This window comes from Kitasatospora sp. SolWspMP-SS2h (assembly GCF_003259315.1).
In the GTDB taxonomy this organism is placed as follows: Bacteria; Actinomycetota; Actinomycetes; order Streptomycetales; family Streptomycetaceae; genus Kitasatospora; species Kitasatospora fiedleri.
The window spans coordinates 141,884-162,738 of the sequence record NZ_QLLT01000008.1 but is presented as its reverse complement, the minus strand read 5'-3'; the positions used below and the strand labels follow the sequence as shown (position 1 = coordinate 162,738).

The window sequence follows — 20,855 nt, the reverse complement described above, 5'->3', positions numbered from 1 at the left end:
GGACTACTTTGATGTTCCGTCAGTGAAGGTGCCAGCCCGGAAAGGGAGAACCGTGCCGAACCCGCCGTTCGCCATGCTCGCCACCACCGCCGAGGTCCTCGCCCGGCCGGACGCCGACGAGCGGCTGCTCACCGCGTTCGAACGCGAGCGGTTGGGGCGGTTCCGGCGCCCCGCCGACCGCGACGACTACCTGGCCGCGCACCTGCTCGTCCGGTACTGCGCCGCCGCCCAGCTCGGCACCGAACCCGCCGCGATCGCCTTCGGCCAGCGGTGCCCCGGCTGCGGCAGCACCGAGCACGGCCGCCCCTACCTCACCGACCGCCCCGACACCCACCTGAGCCTCTCCCACACCAGCGGCATCATCGCCGCCGCGGCCGGGCCCGTCCCGATCGGCGTCGACGTCGAGCACCTCGGCGCCCGCGGCACCGACCCGGCCGCCCTCCGGCACGTCCTCACCCCGGCCGAGAGCGCCCTGGTCCACAGCCGGCCGGACCCGACCGGGGCCTTCCTGCGCCTGTGGGTCCGCAAGGAGGCGCTGATCAAGCTCGGCCGCGCCTCCCTGGACACCCTCGGCAGCCTCGACCTGTCCCACCTCCCCCTCGACCCGCCGCTCCAGCACCGGGACCAGGACCTCCACTACCTCGAACTGACCACCCCCGACGCCCTGTTCACCGCCGCCGCGACCCTCCCGATCGAGCTGGTGGAGCCGGCCGGGCCCGTCGGCGCGCCCTGACGGCGGCGGCCCGGCGGCATCCCGCCGGGGGCGGGGGCGGTCGGCGCGGTCCCGACGGCTTCCCCGAACCCCGGCAGCTTCCCCGAACCCCGGCGGGGAGCCGGCCGGGCGCGGCAGACTGGAGGCATGTGCCGAAGCATCAAGACGCTCCGCCCGCCGATGACGTCCGACGCCACCCCCGAGGACGTGCACGCGGCGGCCCTCCAGTACGTCCGCAAGGTCTCCGGGTTCCGGGCGCCGGCCGCGCACAACCGGGAGGCGTTCGACGCGGCGGTGGCCGCCGTCGCGGCGGCCACCGCCCAGTTGCTCGCCTCGATCGAGGTCCGCGGGGTCACGCCCCGTTCGTCGACCCCGGCCGGATGACCATCAGCACCAGGACCGCCGCCCAGAGCAGGTTGAACACGCCCGCCGTCATCGGCAGCGTCCGCAACCTGCCGGCGGCGCGGGCCGTTTCGGCGTCCCGGTCCTCGGTGGCGTCCAGCGCGTCCACGGTCGCCTGCTGACCGGGCAGCACCACCAGCAGCAGCACGCCCGCCGCGGCGGCCGTCAGCACGATCGACGTGATCAGCCAGGCGTTGCCCAGCACCCCCATCACCTGCGCGGTGCCGATGCCCAGCACCGGGATGCCGAGCCCGATCAGCGCGTACACGTTGCTGATCCGGTGCAGCAGCCGCACCGAGACCTGCGCGCCCGGCTGCTCCGGGCCCGCCGCGAGCGCGGCCTTCGCCTTCCGCGGGAACATGCTCACCGCCACCGCGACCGGACCGATGCACAGCGCCACGACCAGCAGGTGCAGACTCAGCAGGAACTTGGCCATCGCGGGCGCAACCCTTCAACCACGACACGGGGGACGGAACCCCGGTCACGCTAGCAGCGCTTATCCGCCCGCCCGACGGCGGAAAGCCCGCCGGGCGGGCGGCCCCACCACGGCGCGTCGGCGCTACGGCGGCGGACTGTTACAGAGCCGGGCGGTGGCCGTTACGCGGTCGGCGGCCGACCGAGGGGCGGGGTTCCTAGCGTGAGCGTCGTCGACCCGCGGCCGTCCGGCGGCGGGGGACGCGCAAGGGGAGGTTCCCGCATGTCAGGTACCACGTCCATCCGCCGCACGGTGCGGTTCGCGCTGGCTCCGGCCGTCGCCGTCGGTGTGCTCGCGCTGCCGGGCGCCGTCGCGTTCGCCGACTCCGCCAGCCCGGTTCCCGCCACCCCGGCCCCCGCCGTCTCGGCCGCGCCGTCCGCCCGGCCGGACGCCGCCGCCACCCCCGTGCCGAGCCCGGCGCCCACCCGGGCCGCGGCCGCGCCCGCCGACGGGGGGAGCCGCGTCCTGCCCAAGGGCGGGGCGCAGACCGGCGAGGGGGCGGACGGCGGCGGCTCGGCGACCGGGCTCGTGCTCGGGGCCGGGCTGGCGGCGGCCGGTGCGGCGGGGATCGGCCTGCTCGTCGTCCGGCGCCGTGCCGGCGCCCGGGTCTGACGAGGACCGCCGGGGCCGGCGCCACTGGTGGGCGCCGGCCCTGGCGGTCGGGCTGCTGATCGGCGGCGGGGCGACGCTGGTGGCCGCCCGCGCGGCCGACCCCGCGCCGGTGCGGATCGCCGTGGACGGCCCGGCCGGGACGGCCGCCGCCACCGCGCCGCCGTCCGCGGCGGCCACGGCCGCCGCGCCGGTCCGGGCCGCGTTCTCGCCGCCGGTGCGGGTGCTGGTGCCCCGGATCGGGGTGGACGCGCCGGTGGAGGGGGTCGGACTCGATCCGGACGGCGCCGTGCAGGTGCCGCCGCTGGACCGGCCGGGACAGGTCGACTGGTACCGCAGCGGCCCGGCGCCCGGACCGGACGAGCCGACCGTGCTGCTCGGGCACTACGACACCCACAGGGGCCCGGCGGTGTTCCACGGCCTGCCGGGGCTGCGTCCGGGCGACCGGGTCGACGTCCGGCGGGCGGACGGGAGCACGCTCTCCTACCGGGTGCGCGAGCTGCACCAGTACCCCAAGGACGCGTTCCCGACCGCGCTGGTCTACGGCGACGCCCCGGGCCCGCAGCTGCGGCTGGTCACCTGCGGCGGCACGCTCGGCGGCAACGGCCACTACTCCGACAACATCGTGGTCTTCGCCGACCCGCTGCCGCCGTCCCCGTGACCGTGACCGTGGTGTCGCCGTGACCGCCCGCCGGAGCGGGCCGCCCCCCGGGCCGGGGGGCGGCCCGCTCCGGTGGTGCAGACTGGCAGCTCCCCGCCCGACCCCCGAAAGGCGCCGTTCGACGTGAGGACCCGGCCCCCCGGCACCGGCCTGTCCAGGTGCCTGCTGCTCGTCCTGCTGGCCGTCGTCGCGGCCACCGGCTGCCGGGCGCCCGGCGCGCTGGAGGACGCCGGGGCGGCCCGGCCGGTCCGGGCCCACCCGAGCCCGCAGCCGCTGTGGCCGGACGCCGCGGCGGGCCCGGCGCCCGCCCGGCCCGCCGCGGTGGAGCAGCAGAAGCCCGCCCCGCTGCCCGGGCTGGCGCTCGACGCGCTCACCGGGACCGACGCCCGCACCCCGCTCGCCGCGGACCCGGCCCTCGGCCCGCCGGAGCGGACCGCCCTGGCCGCCGGGTGCGCGCACTGCGCGGTCCGCCCCGCCCAGTACCGCGACCTCGACGGAGACGGCCGCCCCGAGCTGCTGACCGCCGTGCTGTTCGACGCGGGCCCCGACTCCCCGCGGGCCGTGCTCCACGTCTACGCGCTGCGCGGCCGCGAGGTGCTGCCGGTGCTGGCCGTGCCGGCCGCGCCGGACTTCACCGCCGAGACGGTCGGCGCGGACCTGGTGGTGCACGAGCCCACCGGCCCGTTCGCCGAGACCAGCAGCACCTACCGCTGGAACACCGACCGGATGGTCCTCGTCGACCGGCGGATCAAGGTCCTCGGGCCGGGCGCGGACGTCTCCGGCTGCCTGCTGGCGGACGCCTGCGGGCCGCTGGTGGTGCTCGCCCCGACCCCGGCGCCGACGCCCGTCCCCTCCGCGGGCCCCGCCCCGGCCGCCGGCCGGACCGCCGTCCCCCCGCAGGACGGCCCGGCCCGGGCCACCCCGGTGCCGGACGGCCCGGCCCGCGACACCGCCCGACCCGCCCCGACGAGGACCCGATGACCCCTCCCGTGCCCGGCGCCCCGCGCATCCTGCTGGTCGAGGACGACGAGGTGATCCGCGAGACCACCCAACTCGCCCTGGAGCGCTACGGCTTCCCGGTGGTCACCGCGGCCGACGGCCTGGAGGGCCTGGAGCGCTTCCGGGCCGACCCGCCGGACCTGCTGCTGCTCGACGTGATGCTGCCGCTGCTGGACGGGGTCGGGCTGTGCCGGCGGGTCCGCGAGGAGAGCCGGCTGCCGATCCTGATGATGTCGGCCCGCACCGAGCCGATCGACGTGATCTCCGGCCTGGAGGCGGGCGCCGACGACTACGTGGTCAAGCCGTTCGAGACCGCCGTCCTGGTCGCCCGGATCCGCAGCGTGCTGCGGCGCACCTCCTTCGACCCGGTCGCCCCCGGCGCCGCCCCCGCCGCCACCGCCGCCGGACCGGCGCACCCGGTGCGGGTGATCGACGACCTGGAGGTGGACACCGGCGCGATGGAGGTCAAGGTGGCCGGGCGCCCGGTGCCGCTCACCCCGACCGAGCTGCGGCTGCTGCTGGAGTTCACCGCCGCGCCGGGCGTGGTGATGGAGCGCCAGACCCTGCTGGAGCGGGTCTGGGACTACTCCTGGGGCGCCGACAGCCGGGTGGTCGACGTGCACGTCCAGCGGCTGCGGGCGAAGATCGGCGCCGCCCGGATCGAGACCGTCCGGGGCTTCGGCTACAAGCTGCGGCGGACGCCGTGACGCTGCGGCGGCAGATCGCCGCCGTGATCGCGCTGGTCTCCTGCCTGGTCGCGCTCGCGGTGGGGGTCCTGGTCCACCAGGCGTCGGTGCGCCAGCACACCGAGCAGGCCCGCACGTCCGCGCTGACCGCGCTCGACTCGGTGCTCACCGGCTACGACGCGACCGGCGAGCTGGTCGCGGGCTGGCACGCCGCCGCCGACGACCCGGCGCTGCCCGCGGACCTGCGCCGGCTCGCCGAGCGCGGCCGGCGGGGCTCGGCGCTCGGCCCCGGCCCGAACGGCCCGGCGATGTGGGCCGCCGCCGGCGCCGACGGGCGGGTGCTGTCGGTGCGGATGGACTACGCCGGGGACGCCCGGGCGATCGCCGACCTGGACCGCGCCGTGGCGGTCGGCGCCGCGCTGTCCGTGCTGGTCACCGTGCTCGCCGGGGTGCTGGCCGCCGACCGGATCAGCAGCCGGCTGCGCACCGCCGCCCGCACCGCCCGCACCATCGCCGGGGGCGACCCGGACGCCCGGATCGGGCCGCTCGGCCGGCCCCGCGACGAGGTGGCCGACCTGGCCGCCGCGGTCGACTCGATGTCCGCCGCGCTGCGCAGCCGGCTGGCCGGCGAGCAGCGCTTCACCGCCGACGTGGCGCACGAGCTGCGCACCCCGCTGACCGGCCTGCTGACCGCGTCCGAGCTGCTGCCGCCGGGCCGGCCGACCGAGCTGGTCCGCGACCGGGTGCGGGCGCTGCGCGACCTGACCGAGGACCTGCTGGAGGTCTCCCGGCTGGACTCCGGGGCCGACGCCCCGGAGCTGGCCGACCTGCCGCTCGGGCCGCTGCTGGCCCGGGTGGTGGCCGCCGCCGGCACCGGGGCCGAGCTGCGGATCGCCGGCGACGCGGTGGTCAGCACCGATCCGCGCCGCCTCGACCGGGTCCTCGCCAACCTGCTGGCCAATGCCCACCGGCACGGCCGCGCCCCGGTCCTGGTCACCGTGGAGGGCGGTGTCGTGACCGTCCGCGACCACGGTCCCGGCTACCCGGAGGAGGTGCTGCGCGAGGGGCCGCGCCGCTTCCGCACCGGGGCCCGCGAGCGCGGCGGCGGCCACGGCCTGGGCCTCACCATCGCCCAGGGCCACGCCGAGGCGATCGGTGCCCGGCTGCGGCTGGCCAACCACCCCGACGGGGGCGCGCTGGCCCGCTTGGTGCTGCCCGGGCCGGGTTCCTGACCGGCCGTCCGACCGGGCCGTCGGCCGGTCAGGGCAGGTCGGGGACGCGGCCGAGGATCGCGGTGGTGTCCAGGCCGGTCGGCAGGGTGCCGTAGGCGAGGCCGGAGCGCCCGCCGAGGCGGGTGGCGGTGAAGGCCTCGGCGACGGCGGGGTGGCCGTGGCGCAGCAGGAGGGACGCCTGGAGGGCGAGGGCGAGCCGTTCGACCAGGTGGCGGGTGCGGTACTCCAGGTGCTCGGGGTCGGCGAGGTCCTTGCGCAGGGCGGCGAGGGCGCCGTCGTAGTGGGCGTCGAGCCCGCTCGCGGTGTCGAGTTCGGCGAACACGGCGGCCAGGCTCTCCGGTTGGCGGGCCATCGCGCGCAGCGCGTCGAGCGCGGCGACGTTGCCGGAGCCCTCCCAGATGGAGACCAGCGGGGCCTCCCGGTAGAGCCGGGGCATGCCGGACTCCTCGACGTAGCCGTTGCCGCCCAGGCATTCGAGCGCTTCGGCGGCGTGGCCGGGGCCGCGCTTGCAGACCCAGTACTTGGCGACGGCCAGGCCGAGCCGCCGGAAGCGCGCCTCCTGCTCGTCCCCGGCCAGCGCCCGGTCGGTGGCCTCGGCCAGCCGCATGGCGATCGCCGTGGCGGCCTCGGACTCGACGACCAGGTCGGCGAGGACGTTGCGCATCAGCGGCTGGTCGACCAGGTCCTTGCCGAAGGCCCGCCGGTGGCCGGCGTGGTGCAGGGCGCGCAGGGCGCCGTGGCGCATCGCGGAGGCGGCGCCGGTGGTGCAGTCGAGGCGGGTCATATTGACCATCTCGATGATGGTGCGCACGCCGCGGCCCTCCTCGCCGACCAGCCAGCCCACCGCGTCCTCGTACTCGACCTCCGCGGAGGCGTTGGACTTGTTGCCGAGCTTGTCCTTGAGGCGTTGCAGGCGCAGCGCGTTGCGGGTGCCGTCGGGCAGGACGCGGGGCAGCAGGAAGCAGGAGAGGCCGCCGGGGGCCTGGGCGAGGGTGAGGAAGACGTCCGACATCGGGGCGGAGGTGAACCACTTGTGGCCGGTGAGGCGGTGGGTGCCGTCGCCCGCGGGGACGGCGCGGGTGGTGTTGGTGCGGACGTCGGAGCCGCCCTGCTTCTCGGTCATCGACATGCCGGCGATCAGTCCGCGCTTGCCGTGCGGTGCGCGCAGGCCGAAGTCGTACTCGCGGGCGGTGAGCAGCGGTTCGTAGACGTCGGCGAGCGCGGGGGTGGTGCGCAGGGCGGGGACGGCGGCGTAGGTCATCGAGACCGGGCAGGTGTGTCCGGCCTCGACCTGGCCCCAGACGTGGAACTTGGCGGCGCGGGCGGTGTGCGCGCCGGGGCGGTCGTCGCGCCAGGGGGCGGCGTGCAGGCCGTGTTCGACCGCGGTGCGCATCAGCTCGTGCCAGTACGGGTGGAACTCGACCTCGTCGATGCGGTGGCCGTAGCGGTCGTGGGTGTGCAGGACGGGCGGGTTGTCGTTGGCCAGGCGGGCCCAGTCGGCGGCCTGTTCGGTGCCGGCCAGGCGGCCGAGGGCGTGCAGTTCCTCGACGGCCCAGTCGGCGCCGGCCCGGTGCAGGGCGTCCAGCAGGGTGGGGTCGGCGGCGACGTCGTGGCCGTACGGGGCGGGCACCTGGTTGGTGACCTCGTGGGTGGTTGCCATCAGTGGCCTCCGAGGGCGCGCAGGGTGAAGGTGACGAGCTCGGGCAGGACGGTCCCGGGCGGGCGGCCGTCGGTGAGCGGTCCGACCAGGGCTTCGGCGACCGCGCCGACGATCGCGGCGGCGGTCAGTTCGGCGTTCTGGGCGGGGAGCCGGCCGAGCGCGGCGGCCCGGTCGATGCGGGTGGCGATCAGGTCGCGGAAGGCGCGGCGGAAGACCAGGCGTTCGGCCTCGACGTCCTGGTCGGCGGGTTCGGCGAGCAGCGCGTAGGCGAGGCGGGGGGCCTGGAGGGCGCGGGCCGCGAAGGTGGCGACCAGGGCGGCGATGCCGTCGAGCGGGTCGGCGGCGCGTTCGGCGGCCTCGGTGACGGCGGTGATCTCGCGTCCGCAGACGGTGCGGAACAGGGTGACGGCGAGGTCGGCCTTGCCGTCGAAGTGCCGGTAGACGCTGCCGGTGGCGATGCCGGCGCGTTCGGCGACGGCGGACACCGAGCAGCCGGCGTAGCCGCGTTCGGCGAGCAGGGCGGTGGCGGCCCGCAGGACGGTCTCGCGGCGGTCGTCCAGCCGGGCCTGGACGGCGGCGGTGCGTCGGTAGGCCATGGAAAGGATTGAAGCACTGATTCACTGCTTCACGGAAGGACCCGGTCGGGGCTTTGCGCTGCTGTCACGCCGGACGCGCGCAGCCACCCGCGGAGGGGAGCGCGGGTGGCTGCGGGCGGGGTGCGGCTGCGGAGCCTACGGGCGGGGCAGCACGCAGCCGGACCGGGTCAGGTCGAGCACGTTGCCCGGGGCGAAGCAGTTGGGGATGGTGTAGGTCTCCTGGGCATAGCCGATGCCCTGGTGGATGGTCACGGTGCCGTTCTGGTCGACCTCGCAGGGGTTGTCCAGGGTGCAGCGCTGGCCGTCCTCGTTGATCGTGTTGTTCACGGCGACGACCTGGCCGCTGCCGGCGTCGACCACCGGCGAGCCGGAGGTGCCGCCGATGATGTTGCAGCCGGAGGTGTAGCGGACCGAGTCCTTGAAGGTCCAGCTGGACTCCTTGAGCCGGTACGCGAAGCCGTCCACGTTGCAGGAGTAGATCTTCTTCCAGTAGCCGGAGACCACCTTGATCGCGCTGCCGGCCACCGGGTGGGCGGTGGCCATGGTCAGCGGGGATATCCCGTAGGTGTTCCTGATCGTGGCGTAGCTGCTGCTCAGCCGGTAGAGGGTGACGTCGGTGTCGGTCATCGTCGAGTAGAGGACCCGGTTGGCCTTGACGGTGCCGAGGTTGCCGCCGCTGGAGCTGAGCAGGGTGAAGCTGCGGCTGGACGACTGGTTGGTGATCACCTGGCCGGCCGCGGGCATGCCGCTCTCCAGGCAGTGCCCGTTGGTGAGGATCAGCCCGGGGTCGCTGTCCACCGAGTTGGGCATCCGCACCAGCGAGCCGGAGCAGTTGCTGAGCGCGACCGTCCCGGCGAAGTTGACGGTGGCGGCGGACGCGGGGGCGGCGTTCACCAGGGCGGTGGCCCCGGCGAGCACGAGCGCGCAGAGCGCGCCGGTGAGCGGCTTCTTCATGAGGGTGCCTCTCAGGGGGTGTGGGGGTACCACTGGGGTTCCCCTAAATTGGCGCGCCCATGACACCGTGTCAAGAGTGCACCCGTCCCTGACGGACCGTCAGTCGGCCGTCCAGTGACGGCTCCCCAGGTTGATCAGCCGCAGCTGGGTGCGCACCGTCCGCGCGATCGCCGCCCGCTCCGCCGGGCCCGCCTCGACCAGGGCCAGCGCGGTGGAGACCATCCGGTCCACGTACAGCTCCGCCAGCATCCGGCGGTCCCGCGCCGGCCAGTCGGCGGTGTCCGGCTGGACGGCCAGCAGGGCCGCCAACTCCTCGGCGAACCGGTCCAGTTCGGCCGCGACGGCGTCCCGCACGGGCTTCACACCGCCGTGCCGCTCGCGGGCCAGGAACCGGACGTACGCGGGGTGCGCCGCCACGTGCGCGGCGATCACCTCGACCGAGCGGTCGATCAGCAGCTCGGCCTCGCCGCGGCCCGCGAACACCGCCCGGATCATCCCGTGCAGGTTGGCCAGCGACTCCTCCACCAGCACCACGCCGAGCTCCGCGAGGTCCGCGAAGTGCCGGTAGAAGCCGGCCGGCGAGAGGCCGGCGGCCCGGGTCACCTCGCGCACCCCCAGGCCGCTCAGGTTCTGCTCCGCCAGCAGGCCGAGGGCGGCGTCCAGCAGGGCGCGGCGGCTGGCCTGCTTCCGGGCCTGGCGGACACCTGGGGCGGAGTGCGTCGTCACGGCGTTCAGTAAACAGTCGTTTGCCGAATTTGGCCAGTCCCCGTAGAGTACGGAACGGCAATCAGCGAACACTCGTTCACCGAAAGCGGAGGTGCCGCCATGCTGCTCGTCGCCCTGATCGCGCTGGCCCTGATCGCCTGGGCCATCACCCACCTCTCCGTCCCGGTCCTGCTGGCCGCCCTCGCCGCGGGCGCCGCGTGGGCCCTGTTCGGCAAGCACCACCGCGGCACCGGGCGGCCGACCCGCCGGTGAGGGGGGCGGGCCGCCGACGAGGGGGGCCGCCGGTGAGGGGGCGGGCCCGGCCCGGGGTCACACCGCCAGCGGCCTGATCGCGGTCGGGGCGTCGCCCGGCGCAGTGGCCACCTCCTCCCACTCCATGACCTTGTCGATGTCCGCGGCGGCCATCGAGATGTTGGTGACCCGCTCCAGGATCGCCTCGACCACCACCGGGACGCGGAACTCCGCGGCCAGCTTCTTCGCCCGCTCGAACGCGGGCAGCAGCTCCTCGGGCCGGGTGACCCGGATCGCCTTGCAGCCCAGGCCCTCGACCACCCGGACGTGGTCGACGCCGTAGACGCCCAGCTCGGGGGCGTTGATGTTCTCGAACTCCAGCTTGACCTGGAAGTCGATGTCGAAGGTGCGCTGCGCCTGCCGGATCAGCCCGAGGTAGGCGTTGTTGACCAGCACGTGGACGTACGGGATGCGGTGCTGCGCGCCGACCGCCAACTCCTCGATCATGAACTGGAAGTCGTAGTCGCCGGAGAGCGCGACCACCTGCCCCTCGGGGTCGGCGGTGGCGACGCCGAGGGCGGCCGGGACGGTCCAGCCGAGCGGTCCGGCCTGGCCGCAGTTGATCCAGTGCCGGGGCCGGTAGACGTGCAGCAGCTGCGCGCCGGCGATCTGCGAGAGCCCGATGGTGGTGACGTACCGGGTCTCGGGGCCGAAGGCCCGGTTCATCTCCTCGTAGACCCGCTGCGGCTTGAGCGGCACGTTGTCGAAGTGGGTCCTGCGCTGGAGTTCGGCCCGCCGCCGCTGGGTGCTCGCGGCCCACTCCCGGCGGTCCTTCAGCTCCCCGGCGGCGGCCAGTTCGCGGGCCACCTCCAGCAGCAGCACCAGCGCGGCCCGGGCGTCGGAGGCGATGCCCAGCTCGGGCGGGAAGATCCGGCCGAGCTGGGTGGGCTCGACGTCGATGTGGACGAACTTCCGGCCCGCGGTGTAGACGTCCAGGCCGCCGGTGTGGCGGTTGGCCCAGCGGTTGCCGATGCCGAGCACGAAGTCGGAGGCGAGGAAGTTCTCGTTGCCGTAGCGGTGCGAGGTCTGGAGGCCGACCATGCCCGCGTTGAGCGCGTGGTCGTCCGGGACGACGCCCCAGCCCATCAGCGTGGGCACCACCGGGACGCCGGTCAACTCGGCGAACTCCAGCAGCAGTTCGGCGGCGTCGGCGTTGACGACGCCGCCGCCGGCCACGATCAGCGGCCGCTCGGACTCCTGGAGCAGCGCGATCGCCTTCTCGATCTGGGTCCGGTTGGCGGCGGGCTTGTAGACCGGCAGCGGCTGGTACGCCTCGGGGTCGAACTCGATCTCGGTGAGCTGGACGTCGATCGGCAGGTCGACCAGGACCGGCCCGGGCCGCCCGGAGCGCATCAGGTGGAACGCCTGCTGGAACACCCCGGGGACCTGCGCGGCCTCCAGCACGGTGGTGGCGGCCTTGGTGACCGGCCTGGCGATCGAGGCGATGTCGACGGCCTGGAAGTCCTCCTTGTGCAGCCGGGCGACCGGCGCCTGGCCGGTGATGCACAGGATCGGGATCGAGTCGGCGGTGGCCGAGTACAGGCCGGTGATCATGTCGGTGCCGGCCGGGCCGGACGTCCCGACGCAGACGCCGATGTTGCCCGCCTTCGCCCGGGTGTAGCCCTCGGCCATGTGGGAGGCGCCCTCGACGTGCCGGGCCAGGGTGTGCCGGATGCCGCCGGCCGCCTTGAGCGCGGCGTAGAAGGGGTTGATCGCGGCGCCGGGCACGCCGAACGCCACCTCGACGCCTTCGAGCTTGAGGATCTCCACGGCCGCGCGGGCGGCTGTCATGCGGGGCATCGGCTACTCCTGCCGTCGACGCTTCTTCCGCGATGCGGAAGAATAGTTTTGGGATGCGAAAGCAAGCTAAGGCGGCCGCGCCGGGGCCGTCAAGGTGCGTTTCAACAAACCGTTGCAGCGCCGCGCCCTGGGGCCGCTCCCCCGCCGCCACCGGCTGTCCGTTTTTCACCAGGCCCTGTCGGCCCGGCACCTCGCCCACCTGCCCGGAACGCCCGTACGGTCGTGCTGTCGACGGAAAACGCCAAGCTGCGGGCCCACCACGCCCCGGCCGACCCGCCGACCCGGCGACCCGGCGACCCGGCGACCCGCAGCGGACCCACCAGAGGAGACACCCCCGCGATGAGCACCATCACCCTGTACGGCGCCACCGGCACCATCGGCTCCCGCGTGCTGGACGAGGCGCTGCGCCGCGGCCACACCGTGACCGCCGTGGTCCGCGACCCCGCCAAGCTGACCGCCGCCCACCCGGCGCTGACCGTGGCGGTCGGCGACGTGCTCGACCCGGCCTCGGTGGCCGAGCACGCCGAGGGCGCCGACGTGGTGGTCAGCGCGGTCGGCGGCGGCGACGGGCCGGGCCACCAGGCGCTGATCGCGCCGTCCTTCGAGTCGCTGGTGGCGGGGCTGCGCACGCTGGGCGCCGACGCCCCGCGGCTGGTCACGGTGGGCGGCGCGGGCTCGCTGCGCACCCCCGACGGCAGGCGGGTCTGGGACGCCGAGGGCCTGCCGGAGTTCCTGCTGCAGATCATGCACGCCCACGGCGACGCGCTCGACTACCTGCGCACCGTCACCGACCTGCGCTGGACCAACCTCTCCCCGGCCGGCACCATCGCCCCCGGCGAGCGCACCGGCAGCTACCGCGAGGGCCTGGAGGACCTGCTGGTCGGCGCCGACGGCGAGAGCCGGATCTCCGCCGAGGACTACGCGGTGGCGCTGCTGGACGAGGTCGAGCACCCGAAGCACCTCGGCGAGCGCTTCACCGTCGCGTACTGACCGGGCGCACCGCGCGCTGGGCCGGGCGCCCTGCGCCGTGCACCGTGCACCGGATCGGGTGCGGCGCACCGGATCCGGGTACGGCGGAGGGCCCCGGAACACGTTCCGGGGCCCTCCGCGCGCTCTCCCCGGCTCAGTCGGGGATGACCAGGGCGGGGGTGTCCCGGGTGAGCACCTCGCCGCGGAAGAACGCCGGGCTGCGGCGCATCATGACGGCCATCACCACCAGCCCGAGGGCCAGCAGCCCGGCCCCGACCACGAAGACCGAGCCGACGCCGAACACCGAACTGCCGCTGCCGTACGAGGGGTCGGCCATGTCGACCAGCGACTTGGCGAAGATCGCGGCCAGGGTGAGCCCGCCGATCAGCGGGAGGACGCACTTGAGCAGCGCGTCGCGGACCGAGGCCCGCAGGTCGCGGCGGAAGTACCAGGCGCAGGCGAACGCGGTCAGCGAGTAGTAGAAGCAGATCATCAGGGTCAGCGCGGCGATGGTGTCGGCCAGCACGTGCGAGCTGACCAGGGTCATCACGGTGTAGAACACGCCGGTGCCGACGCCCGCGGTGACGATCGCCCGGCCGGGGGTCTTGTAGCGCTCGTTGACGGTGGTGAAGGAGGCGGGCAGCGCCTCGTACACGCTCATCGCCAGCACGGTGCGGCTGACCGGGATGAAGGTGGTCTGCAGGCTCGCGGAGGCGGAGGCCAGCACCGCGACGAACAGCAGCACGCCCAGGCCGGTGCCCATCACCGGGCCGGCCAGCACGGCGAGCACGTTGGAGGAGGTCTCCGGGTTGCCCAGGCCGGTGCCGGTGGTGCCGGTGCCCGCGTACATCTGCACCGCGACGGCGGTGAACAGGTAGGAGCCGACCAGCACCGCCATGGCGAGCATCGCGGCCCGGCCGGGGGTCTTCTCGCTGCCGCCGGTCTCCTCGTTGGCGCTCAGGCAGGCGTCCCAGCCCCAGTACATGAAGAGCGAGAGCGACAGGCCCGCCACGAAGGAGGTGAACGAGCCGGCCTGGAACGGGTCGAGCCAGCTCCAGGAGAAGTCCAGCGAGCCGGCCGCGCCGTGGCCGGTGGCCTTGGCGATCGCCATCACCCCGAACAGTCCGAGCACCGCCAACTGCAGTCCCACCAGGGCGTACTGGACGCCCTTGGTGGCGGTCATGCCGCGGTAGCTGATCAGGGTGGCGACCGCGATCAGGGCCAGGCAGGTGGCCACGTGGATCAGCTTGTCGTCGTTGAGCGCGGCCACCGAGTCGCTGCGGGTGATCTCGCCCAGCAGCAGGTACAGGTACTCGGTGGCGACGCCCGCCAGGTTGGACAGCACGATGATGGTGGCGATCACCAGGCCCCAGCCGCACATCCAGCCGACCTTGGGGCCGAACGCCTTGACCGTCCAGGTGAACGAGGTGCCGCTGTCCGGGATCGCCTTGTTCAGCTCCCGGTAGGCGAAGGCCACCAGCATCATCGGCAGGAAGCCGGCCAGGAAGAGGGCCGGCATCTGGAGGCCGACGGCGGCCACGGTGGTGCCCAGGGTGGTGGTCAGGCAGTACACCGGGGCTACGGTGGACACGCCGATCACCGCGTTGCCGAGCAGGCCCACCGAGTTGCTGTCGAGGCCCTTGGAGCGGACGCCCCCGGGGGCACTGGCGGCGGCGTCGGCGCCAGGGCTCGGGCGGTTGTGGAGCTGAACCATGCCGGAACCGTAACCCCCACTGTTTCCGCAGCGGGCCGAGGCGGAAGCCAGGGGATCGCCTTGGTTTCATCGCGATGATAGGGTCTGCTTCCGTTGATTACATGATCTTTATCCGCAGATCGCCTTCGTTTCGCCCCTCCGAGCCAGTGCTCGACCGGGGACGAAAACCGCACCCCACCCCTTTTCCGCCTTTTCGGTCACGAGTATGAGAAACGCCACATACCCGTGCGAAGCGGAACCGACCGTTCGGGCACCTCTGGTTTCCGCCGCCCGCGGGCCCCTATCGTTCCCCCGTCACTCCAGGGAGGGGACCGGCATGACCGGCACGCTGACGTCCGACACCGAGATCCGCACCGTCCGGGCCGGCGGCCCCGGCCCCGGGCCCGTCCGCTGCTCCGTCGGCGACTTGCTCCTCGCCGACCTGCCCGTCTCCGTGGTCTTCTTCCACGACCGACCGCTCGACCCCGACGCCCTCGCCGACGGCCTCGCCCGCGCCCTCGGCCACCTCCCCGAGTTCGCCGGCCGGCTGCGCACCGACGGCGGCGGCGGCCTCTGGATCGACCCCGACGACTCCGGCGTCCCCTTCACCGTCGCCGACGCCCCCTACACCCTCACCGAGGCCCTCGACCGGATGGCCCTGCCCGCCAACGGCCTGGTCGACCACGTCCGGGCCGGCCGGGCCCGCCGCGAACCGCTGCCGCTGCTCACCGTCCGCCTCAACCGGCTCGCCGACGGCGCCGCCGCCCTCGGCGTCTCCTGGCACCACGCCGTCGGCGACATGCAGACCTTCGCCCTGCTGATGCGCACCTGGTCCGCGTGCACCGAGGGCACCGCCCTCCCCGAGGTCCTCCGCGCCGCCGACCGGGACCTCCAACTCGACGCCCACCTCCCCGCCGAGGACTGCGGCACCCCCGCGCTGCGGCTGCCCGATCCCGCCGAGGCCGCCGAACTGCGCCGCGCCGTCGCCGGCGCCTCGCTCGCCAACCGCACCGTCCAGGTCTGGTTCTCCCCCGCCGAGACCGACCGCCTGCGCACCGCGTACAGCACCGGGGCCGGCCGCCGCCTCTCCGCCAACGACGCGCTCTGCGCCCACCTGCTGCACGTCCTGCGCGAACTCGACGGCGCGGGCGACGAGGAGCAGACGCTCACCATGCCGGTCAACCTCCGCCGCGTCCTCGGCCTGCCCGACGGCACCCTCGGCAACCTGCTCGGCGAGATCCGGCTGCCCTACCGCCCCGGCACCGAGCCCGCCCGGTACGCCGCCGAACTGCGCACCGCCGTCGAGGAGTTCACCGAGAAGCACCTCAGCGTCCGGAGCAACCTGCGCTTCCTCGACACGATCGGCCGCGACCGCGTCACCGACTGCGTCCCGGCCGGCTTCGACCCCGCCCGCCGCACCCTCACCATCTCCAGCTGGTGCCGCCTCGGCCTCCAGGACCTCCCCCTGGCCGGCCACCGCCCGATCGCCTTCAGCCCCGCCGCGACCCTCCAACTCCCGTGGACCTCCTGGCTCGTCGAGGGCCCCCGTGGCGAAGGCCACCTCTACACCCTCGTCCTCCCCACCCGCACCGCCGCCAGGCTCCGCACCGCCACCGCCCTCCTCCACCCGCACCGCCACCCCGACGACCCCGCCCCGGCCGTCGCCCCGCGCCGACTCCTCTGACCCGCGCCCGCCGCCCGCCGCCCTCCACCCGGTGGACCCGCCCCGGCCCGAAACCCGGTGGCCGGAGGGCCCGTGGCACCGGTAGCGTCCGCTCTCCCCCGAGCCGCACCGGCGGCCCGGCCGAGCGCGGAGAGCAGCCCCCATGACCAGCGAGCGTCCGACGACGACCCTGTGGCGACCCACCGGCCCCGGGGAACTGGAGCTGGTCCGCGAGCTGAACTGGCGCGCCTGGCCGCCCCGCCTGCCCGAGCAGCCGATCTTCTACCCGGTCCTCAACGAGGACTACGCGATCCGGATCGCGCGGGACTGGAACGTCAAGCACGACGGCGCCGGGTTCGTGACCCGCTTCGAGGTCGAGTCGGAGTTCCTGCGCCGCTACCCCGTCCGGCAGGCGGGCGGCCGGACCATCCTCGAACTCTGGGTCCCCGCCGAGGAACTGGACGAGTTCAACACCCACCTCGTCGGCGCCATCCAGCTGGTGCACGAGTTCCGGTAACCGCCTGCGCAGTCGCTCGTCCTCAGCGGTGACCCCGCCGGCGTCGCACTCCCGCCCTCCCGCGCGTCTCCGCGGTCGGGGGGAGCGTACCGGGGACCCCCGCCCTACCATCGGAGAGGACGGGCCCGGGGCCGCGGCCCGGCCGGCGGTGTGGGCAGGAGGGCGGGTACGGGCCGGTCGGGGCGGCCCGGGGCAGTACGCGCGAGGCCGGGCGGGCCCGTATCGTGTGGCAGTCCGTCCGCGTCCCGGGCGGGCGCCGCGTGGCGGCGGCCGAGGCGAGCAGCAGGAGTGCACATGTCCCTTCCGGTCGTCCTCTCCCTGCGGGAGCAGATCCGCGGGCACATCGTCGAGGGCATCGTCAGTGGCCGCTGGAAGCCGGGCGAGCGGATCGTGGAGCGCGGCATCGCCGCGGAGCTCGAGGTCAGCCAGGCCCCGGTGCGCGAGGCACTGCGCGAGTTGGAGATGCTGCGGCTGATCGAGTCCTCCCCCAACAAGGGCGTCAGGGTGCGGGTACTCACCGCCGCGGACCTGGAGGAGATCTACCCGGTGCGCGCGGGGCTGGAGCAGTTGGCCGCCGAAACGGCCGCCCGGCGTGCGGCAGCGGACCCCGCGGCGGGCGCCGCCCTGATGGCGGCTCTGGAGTCCGAGACGGCGGCGCTCCGCACGGCCGACCGCAGCCTCGACATCCGGGCGCAGGTGCGCCACACCGTGGCCTTCCACCGCGAACTGGTGCGGGCTTCGGGCAACAGCGTGCTGCTGCACACCTGGGAGTCACTGGGGATCGAGGTGTGGGCGGCGCTGTCGATCCGCTGGTTGGGCGCCCGCCAGCCCTCGTACGCCGAGGAGCACGAGGCGGTCCTGGAGGCGCTCCGGCAGCGCGATCCGCGGGTGGGCGAACTGGTCAGGGAGCACGTGCTCGACTGTGCACCCCGTGCCTGATCGACGCGGCCGGGGCGGTGTCGGAGTGGCACTGCGTGCCGACTTCGTCGCCACCATTTGATCGATCATCGATCAGAGCTAGAGTGGCGGCAAGCTCCCCCGGAACGCCTCGCTCCCCGTCGGCCGCACCGATGGAAGCAGGCTCCCGCCGTCGACCGGGGCCGATGGAGCTTCTCCGACCGGGCACCCGCCCGCACAGCCCGCCCGAGAGGCAACCGCCATGTCCGACCTCCCCACCCCCGCCCCCAGCGCCCTGGACCAGTTGCCCGACCGGGACGCCGAGGAGACCGCCGAGTGGGCCGCCTCGCTCGACGCCGTGGCCGCCGCGGCCGGCCCGCGCCGCGCCGGCTACCTGCTGCGCCGCACCCTGGAGCACGCCGAGCGCACCGGCCTGCCCGCGCCGCGCCCGCTGGAGACCGACCACCTCAACACCATCCCCACCGCCGCCGAGCCCGCCCTGCCCGGTGACGAGGCGCTCGACGCGCGCATCACCGCCTGGAACCGCTGGAACGCGGCCGCCATGGTCACCCGGGGCAGCCGCCACGGCCTCGGCGGCCACCTCGCCACCTACGCCTCCGCCGCCTGGCTCTACGAGACCGGCTTCCAGTACTTCTTCCGAGGCAAGGCCGACGGCTCCGGCGACCAGCTCTACGTCCAGGGCCACGCCTCGCCCGGCATCTACGCGCGGGCGTTCCTCGACGGGCGGCTCACCGAGTCCGACCTCGACCGGTTCCGCCAGGAGACCGGACCCGGCGGCCTGCCCTCGTACCCGCACCCGCGCCGCCTGCCCTGGCTGTGGGAGTTCCCGACCGTCTCGATGGGCCTCGGCCCGCTCTCCGCCATCCACCAGGCCCGCTTCAACCGCTACCTGCACCACCGCGGCATCAAGGACACCTCCGCCTCCCACGTGTGGGCCTTCCTCGGCGACGGCGAGATGGACGAACCCGAGTCCACCGCGGCCCTCGCCCTGGCCGGCCGGGACGGCCTGGACAACCTGACCTTCGTCGTCAACTGCAACCTGCAGCGCCTCGACGGCCCGGTCCGGGCCAACTTCAAGATCGTGCAGGAGCTGGAGGCGCAGTTCCGCGCCGCCGGCTGGAACGTGGTGAAGGCGCTGTGGGGCCGCTCCTGGGACGCCCTGTTCGCCCTCGACACCACCGGCGCCCTCCTCCAGCGCCTGCGCGAGGTCCCCGACGCCCAGGTGCAGACCTACGCCGTCCGCGACGCCGCCTACATCCGGGCCCACTTCTTCGGTGCCGACCCCGAACTGGCCCGCATCGCGGACCGGTTGGACGACGCGACGATCCTCGACTGCTTCCACTCCTCCCGGGCCGGCCACGAGCCCCGCAAGGTACACGCCGCCTACCGCGCGGCCCTGGCGCACCGCGGCGCCCCGACCGTGGTCCTCGCCCAGACCGTCAAGGGCCACACCCTGGGCGACGGCTTCGCCTCGCGCAACGCCAACCACCAGATGAAGAAGCTCTCCACCGCCGAGTTCCGCGCCATGCGCGACCTGCTGGAGCTGCCGATCCCCGACCGCGCCCTGGACGACGGCCCGGTCCCCTACGGCCACCCCGGCGCCGACTCGCCCGAGGTCCGCTACCTGCACGAGCGCCGCGCCGCCCTCGGCGGTCCCGCGCCCGCCCGCCGCCTGCACCCCGTCCCGGCCCTGCCCGAGCCGCCCGCCGCGCCCTTCGACGCGCTCGCCAAGGGCTCCGGCAGCCAGGAGATCGCCACCACCATGGCCTTCGTCCGCCTGGTCAAGGACCTGATGCGCGACCCGGCCACCGGCGCCCGCTGGGTGCCGGTCGTCCCCGACGAGGCCCGCACCTTCGGCATGGAGTCGCTCTTCCCCAAGCACGGGATCTACTCGCCGCTCGGCCAGACCTACGAGCCCGTCGACCGCGGCCAACTGCTCGCCTACACCGAGGCCCGCGACGGCCAGATCCTCAACGAGGGCATCACCGAGGCCGGTTCGATGGCCGCCTTCACCGCCGCCGCCACCGCCTACGCCACGCACGGCGAGCCGATGATCCCCTTCTACATCTTCTACTCGATGTTCGGCTGGCAGCGCACCGCTGACCAGATGTGGGCCCTCGCCGACCAGCTCGGCCGCGGCTTCCTGATCGGCGCCACCGCCGGCCGCACCACCATGACCGGCGAGGGCCTGCAGCACGCCGACGGGCACTCCCACCTGATCGCCTCGACCAACCCCGCCGCCCGCTCCTACGACCCGGCCTTCGCCTACGAGCTGGCCGTGATCGTCCGCGACGGCCTGCGCCGGATGTACGGGCCGAACCCCGAGGACGTCTTCTACTACCTGACGGTCTACAACGAGACCAAGGCGCAGCCGCCGATGCCGCAGCGTCCCGGCGTCGAGGAGGGAATCGTCAAGGGCCTGTACCGCTACCGGGAGGCCGGGCCCCTCCCCGGGCACGACGCCCCGCCCCGCCTGCAACTGCTGGCCTCCGGCACCGCCGTGCACTGGGCCCTGGACGCCCGGCGCCTGCTCGCCGACGACTGGGGCGTGGCCGCCGACGTCTGGTCCGCCACCTCCTGGAACGAGCTCCGGCGCGACGCGCTGGCCTGCGACGACGCACTGCTGCGCGGCGAGGAGCGCACCCCGTACGTCACCCGCGCCCTCGCGGGCGCCCCCGGGCCGGTGCTGGCGGTCAGCGACTGGATGCGCGCGGTGCCCGACCAGATCGCCCAGTGGGTCCCGCAGGACTGGAACTCCATCGGCACCGACGGCTTCGGCCTCTCCGGCACCCGCGAGGACGTCCGCCGCCACTTCGGCGTCGACCCCGAATCGGTCGTGGTCGCCGCCCTGGCCGCCCTCGCCCGGCGCGGCGACGTCAAGGCCGGGACCGTCACCGAGGCCCGCCGCAGGTACGGCCGCTGAACACCTGCCCCGCGCACGCCTCGCGGCACCCCCGGTCCGCGGCCCCGGAGCGGTGGGGGTCGGGTGGCGGGCGCCGGGCCCGGGGGCCGGTCGGCGGTGTCCGGCGGACGTTTTCCGCCACCTCGGTCACCGGTGTTGACAGGTTCCGTCCAACTGCCTTTTGCTGAGCGCGTCCAAGCCCCCGGCAGTCCGGCGGCAGCCGGGGCACCCGTGCCCGGAGCCGCGTCGACGGAGCGGTCACGCGTCCCGCTCGCGACCTGCCCGTTCGCCCCGCCGGCTGCCGCACCTGCCTCCACCGCGGACGCCACCCCCCTGCTCGTCGGACCCTGGCGGCGCTCCCGCCCACTCGGACAACGTTGTCATCCCGGG

The 20,855-nt window shown here is 74.8% G+C and carries 20 protein-coding genes; 13 read left to right on the top strand and 7 right to left on the bottom strand.

All coding sequences use genetic code 11. The annotated features are described in order from the left end of the window. The first annotated feature begins 52 nt into the window (after positions 1-52). Together K353_RS12020 and K353_RS12015 are read left to right on the top strand one after the other, a co-directional pair. Positions 53-733 carry a 4'-phosphopantetheinyl transferase superfamily protein gene (locus K353_RS12020; protein WP_199528072.1) on the top strand — a complete coding sequence of 227 codons (681 nt, stop codon included), beginning with the start codon at positions 53-55 and terminating at the stop codon, positions 731-733. Between the two features lie 126 nt (positions 734-859). Next, complete coding sequence (locus K353_RS12015) at positions 860-1,096, top strand: DUF2277 domain-containing protein (RefSeq protein WP_100836016.1); 237 nt, start codon at positions 860-862, stop codon at positions 1,094-1,096. Here the strand turns inward: K353_RS12015 and K353_RS12010 are convergent. After that, positions 1,065-1,550 (bottom strand): hypothetical protein, encoded by a 486-nt coding sequence (locus K353_RS12010; protein ID WP_111553566.1) that lies wholly within the window; start codon positions 1,548-1,550, stop codon positions 1,065-1,067. The genes K353_RS12015 and K353_RS12010 overlap by 32 nt on opposite strands. A gap of 261 nt (positions 1,551-1,811) precedes the next feature. Here K353_RS12010 and K353_RS12005 point away from each other — a divergent pair, with 261 nt between their 5' ends. From K353_RS12005 to K353_RS11985, 5 genes are all read left to right on the top strand, one after another. Continuing rightward, positions 1,812-2,201, top strand: coding sequence for a hypothetical protein (locus tag K353_RS12005; RefSeq protein WP_146616450.1), 390 nt, complete (start codon positions 1,812-1,814; stop codon positions 2,199-2,201). Then, on the top strand, positions 2,182-2,859 hold the full coding sequence (locus K353_RS12000) for a class F sortase (RefSeq protein WP_146616449.1): 678 nt from the start codon (positions 2,182-2,184) through the stop codon (positions 2,857-2,859). Before K353_RS12005 ends, K353_RS12000 begins: the two co-directional genes overlap by 20 nt. 123 nt (positions 2,860-2,982) lie before the next feature. Next, complete coding sequence (locus tag K353_RS11995) at positions 2,983-3,840, top strand: hypothetical protein (RefSeq protein WP_111553563.1); 858 nt, start codon at positions 2,983-2,985, stop codon at positions 3,838-3,840. Next, on the top strand, positions 3,837-4,565 hold the full coding sequence (gene cseB, locus K353_RS11990; protein WP_111553562.1) for a two-component system response regulator CseB: 729 nt from the start codon (positions 3,837-3,839) through the stop codon (positions 4,563-4,565). The genes K353_RS11995 and cseB overlap by 4 nt, the downstream gene beginning before the upstream one ends. Further along, positions 4,562-5,776: a HAMP domain-containing sensor histidine kinase gene (locus K353_RS11985; protein ID WP_233533519.1), complete on the top strand. Its 1,215-nt coding sequence runs from the start codon at positions 4,562-4,564 to the stop codon at positions 5,774-5,776. The genes cseB and K353_RS11985 overlap by 4 nt, the downstream gene beginning before the upstream one ends. Before the next feature lie 28 nt (positions 5,777-5,804). Here K353_RS11985 and K353_RS11980 read toward each other — a convergent pair whose 3' ends face one another. The 4 genes from K353_RS11980 to K353_RS11965 all read right to left on the bottom strand — a co-directional run bounded on the left by K353_RS11980 (position 5,805) and on the right by K353_RS11965 (position 9,712). Beyond that, complete coding sequence (locus K353_RS11980) at positions 5,805-7,436, bottom strand: acyl-CoA dehydrogenase family protein (protein WP_111553561.1); 1,632 nt, start codon at positions 7,434-7,436, stop codon at positions 5,805-5,807. After that, positions 7,436-8,032, bottom strand: coding sequence for a TetR/AcrR family transcriptional regulator (locus tag K353_RS11975; RefSeq protein WP_111553560.1), 597 nt, complete (start codon positions 8,030-8,032; stop codon positions 7,436-7,438). Before K353_RS11975 ends, K353_RS11980 begins: the two co-directional genes overlap by 1 nt. A 135-nt stretch (positions 8,033-8,167) precedes the next feature. Further along, complete coding sequence (locus tag K353_RS11970; RefSeq protein WP_111553559.1) at positions 8,168-8,986, bottom strand: serine protease; 819 nt, start codon at positions 8,984-8,986, stop codon at positions 8,168-8,170. 99 nt (positions 8,987-9,085) lie between these two features. Next, positions 9,086-9,712 (bottom strand): TetR family transcriptional regulator, encoded by a 627-nt coding sequence (locus K353_RS11965; protein WP_111553558.1) that lies wholly within the window; start codon positions 9,710-9,712, stop codon positions 9,086-9,088. A gap of 99 nt (positions 9,713-9,811) precedes the next feature. Between K353_RS11965 and K353_RS34305 the strand changes: the two genes are divergently transcribed. Continuing rightward, positions 9,812-9,964 carry a hypothetical protein gene (locus K353_RS34305; RefSeq protein WP_158585394.1) on the top strand — a complete coding sequence of 51 codons (153 nt, stop codon included), beginning with the start codon at positions 9,812-9,814 and terminating at the stop codon, positions 9,962-9,964. 57 nt (positions 9,965-10,021) lie between these two features. Here K353_RS34305 and gcl read toward each other — a convergent pair whose 3' ends face one another. Then, positions 10,022-11,803 carry a glyoxylate carboligase gene (gcl, locus tag K353_RS11960; protein ID WP_111553557.1) on the bottom strand — a complete coding sequence of 594 codons (1,782 nt, stop codon included), beginning with the start codon at positions 11,801-11,803 and terminating at the stop codon, positions 10,022-10,024. A 339-nt stretch (positions 11,804-12,142) separates the two neighbouring features. On the opposite strand from gcl, the gene K353_RS11955 reads away from it, so the two are divergent. Continuing rightward, entirely contained in the window at positions 12,143-12,793 is a 651-nt protein-coding gene (locus K353_RS11955; protein WP_111553556.1) for an NAD(P)-dependent oxidoreductase, read from the top strand. 133 nt (positions 12,794-12,926) lie between these two features. Here the strand turns inward: K353_RS11955 and K353_RS11950 are convergent, their stop codons facing one another. Next, a complete protein-coding gene (locus K353_RS11950; RefSeq protein WP_111553555.1) occupies positions 12,927-14,486 on the bottom strand; it encodes an APC family permease in 1,560 nt (519 codons plus the stop codon). A 316-nt stretch (positions 14,487-14,802) separates the two neighbouring features. Here K353_RS11950 and K353_RS11945 point away from each other — a divergent pair, with 316 nt between their 5' ends. The 4 genes from K353_RS11945 to aceE all read left to right on the top strand — a co-directional run bounded on the left by K353_RS11945 (position 14,803) and on the right by aceE (position 20,486). Continuing rightward, a complete protein-coding gene (locus tag K353_RS11945) occupies positions 14,803-16,149 on the top strand; it encodes an acyltransferase (protein ID WP_158585393.1) in 1,347 nt (448 codons plus the stop codon). 142 nt (positions 16,150-16,291) lie between these two features. Beyond that, positions 16,292-16,645, top strand: coding sequence for a hypothetical protein (locus K353_RS11940; protein ID WP_111553553.1), 354 nt, complete (start codon positions 16,292-16,294; stop codon positions 16,643-16,645). A gap of 294 nt (positions 16,646-16,939) precedes the next feature. Further along, positions 16,940-17,584: a GntR family transcriptional regulator gene (locus K353_RS11935; protein WP_111553552.1), complete on the top strand. Its 645-nt coding sequence runs from the start codon at positions 16,940-16,942 to the stop codon at positions 17,582-17,584. Positions 17,585-17,804: 220 nt separating this feature from the next. After that, the gene (gene aceE, locus K353_RS11930; protein WP_111553551.1) at positions 17,805-20,486 is read left to right on the top strand and encodes a pyruvate dehydrogenase (acetyl-transferring), homodimeric type; all 2,682 of its coding nucleotides are present in this window, start codon (positions 17,805-17,807) and stop codon (positions 20,484-20,486) included. The last annotated feature ends 369 nt before the right edge of the window (positions 20,487-20,855 follow it).